This is a genomic window from Tissierella sp. (assembly GCF_052089545.1).
Taxonomy (GTDB): Bacteria; Bacillota; Clostridia; order Tissierellales; family Tissierellaceae; genus Tissierella_A.
In genome coordinates, this window is record NZ_JBQDAA010000254.1 from 1 (window position 1) to 2,879 (window position 2,879).

Consider the following 2,879-nt stretch of genomic DNA (forward strand, 5'->3'; position numbering starts at 1 on the left):
GGAATATACCTTTGCTCTTTTTACAACTTCGTGTATCTTGTTACTTTCTCCTATTATGTCTTCAAAAGTTATGTGATTTAAAAACATGTTTTGATTCATAGTACGGCTTAAAAAAATCATATATCCTGTGAATATGTTTTCATCACTTAGAAGTAAGTTTAGATTTAAAGTATAAATTTGATTCCCTATATTGATTTCCTTATTTCTTATAGAATCCAACCTTTTATCAGGCTCGATTGATAAATCTACAGATTCATCTTTAACGTATTTAGAAATATGTTTATTTACCAGTTCATCAAATGTAGTCTTAAATATCCTTTCAGAAACATAGTTATTTGCATATTTTATATTCCCTGCTCCATTTAAAACTATAACACCTTGAGGAATAGCATCTAAAACTCTTCTCATTTCTATGTCTCTTTCCTCAAAAGCTATTAAATCTATTTCCTCTACAGTTTCAAAACCTTCTATCTTGTGAAAATCAACTAATATTTTATCCCATAAATCTTTTTCAATGAAAGGAGTTTTAAAATAAATAACATATGTATATACTTCCATCATTAAAATCTCAATATTGTGCTTGTAAAGTACGGACAATATATCATAAGTTATATGTGGCCTATCTAAATCAGTTATTACTTTGATTCTTTTAGTCTTCATTATAGCATCCTTCCACTACCTATATATAGTTGCAATATACATGCCAATCTTGCAATCCTATCTAAATCCCTCAAATCAGGGCTTCATCCATCGGTTCAACCACAATCTTCGGAATGTATTCATTACACAACCTTGTTAAATGTGTACAATTTAATGTTTTGTCATGGTTTGATATCATGCCATTGGCTTTTTATTGAACCATTTTAGTTTAACCACGTTCCATTGGCACGTTTTTATTATAACACAATAATATTATTTTTACAATTATTTAAAGCTTCATAGAATTTAATTGATTAAAAAGTCCAAATTAATTTACCTCTGCAGCCTTACTTAACTCTTCTTTAGTCTTCTCAATAGGCTGATCGTTTTCAAAATCCCAAGGATTCTTATTTATATATCCATTAAATATTGGGAAGAAGATGGAAAGTATTACTATTACAGCTAATATTTGTTGATACCATAGCAATGGTATTATCTGAAAGGGGCTTACTAGTCCAGCAGTAAAGCTTCCTGCTAAAAGTAGTTGCGCTCCATAAGGAATCAATCCTTGAAATACACATGAAAATGAATCAAGTAAAGCTGCTGACCTTCTTGGGTCCACTTTATATTCTCTAGATATTTCTTTTGCAATTGGTCCTGCCACTATTATAGCTACTGTATTATTTGCTGTAGCTACATCAGATAAGGAAACAAGTCCTGCAATTCCTATCTCTGCTGATTTTTTTCCCTTAATCATACCTCTTATTTTATCTAATATCCATTGGATTCCTCCTGCCTTTGTAACCATCTGAGCAAGTCCACCCATAAGTAAAGATAAGATAAATATGTCTAACATACCTTCAAATCCAGCATATATTTCTTGTGAAAATGTTAAAACAGTAAAATCTCCGTAAACAAGACCCACGATGCCTGAAAATACTATACCTCCAGTTAAAACTATAAAGACATTCATCCCTGCTATAGCTGATATAAGTACAAATAGATATGGAAGTATCTTTATTATATTGTAACTATATTCCCCAACTTCAGGTACACTTACGGGTTTACCAAATATAACAAGTAAAACTATAGTTATAAGAGCTGCTGGAAGTGCAAGCATTAAGTTAACTCTAAATTTATCTCTCATCTCTATGTTTTGAGTCCTAGTTGCAGCTATTGTAGTATCAGAAATAATAGATAAATTATCTCCACACATAGCTCCACTTACCGCTGCAGCTATTATTAAAGCTAAATTTAGACCAGCCTTGTCAGCAAGCCCAACCGCTATTGGTGCTACTGCTACTATTGTACCAACAGAAGAACCTGTAGCTACTGAAATAAATGCTGAAATTACAAACAATCCTGCTGTCACGTATTGCGCTGGGATAAGTGTAAGACCTAAGTTAACTGTTGAATCCACTCCACCCATAGCTGAAGAAACAGCTGAAAATGCTCCCGCTAATAAGTAAATAACACACATGATAATTATGTCTGAATTACCACACCCTTTTATAAAGGTATCAAATTTTTCATCTATACTTCCTTCTAATAAAAAGAAAGCTACTATAATACCAACGATAACTGCTACCGGAGCTGGAAATTCATAAAATGCCATTTCTACTCCCTTTATCTGTAATATAATACCTGCTGCTAAATAAACTGCAACAAATACTAAAAATGGAATAAGCGCTTTCCCATTGCCTTTAATTTTTTCTGGTTTTCCCAATTTAATTTTTCCTCCTTTTTTTAAATGTTATAATAAAAATAAAATTCAAAACAATTAGAAGCTAATCTTTCTTTGTCATAAATAAAATATCCCTCCTTCTATAAGCCTTTATATTAATCTTTCTTCTATTTATTTAGATCTTAATTACAACATTTTTTTCATACCTTATTATATAATTGCAATATATATGCCAACCTAAAAAAAATTAAAAAGGCTAGAATCACCAATTAGGGCTTTGGTTTATTTTAAGACAATGGAAGTAAATCATTCCATCCTTATCACAACTTACTTTCCCCACTTCTTATTGCGGTCCTATTTTAAACCAGCTGTAATGTTTTTAACCCATTTGAGCTAAAAAAATAGTGACCGAGGTCACTATTTTAATATCCTTCTATCTATAATGTCTATAATTAGAAATAATATTATCATTTAATAAACTATTAAAATATAAATTTACCAATAAAGTAACTATAACTTATATAAATTATTATAGGAAAATCTCTACTTATATAAA

Annotated in this window: 1 protein-coding gene and 1 pseudogene; both read right to left on the bottom strand. The window is 30.5% G+C overall.

Translation table 11 applies throughout. The features are described 5' to 3' along the window. Positions 1–660, bottom strand: a pseudogene (locus ACTHW2_RS12505) (hypothetical protein); the annotation flags it as partial. A gap of 307 nt (positions 661–967) precedes the next feature. Then, complete coding sequence (locus tag ACTHW2_RS12510) at positions 968–2,365, bottom strand: Na+/H+ antiporter NhaC family protein (RefSeq protein ID WP_442264232.1); 1,398 nt, start codon at positions 2,363–2,365, stop codon at positions 968–970. Positions 2,366–2,879 lie beyond the last annotated feature (514 nt).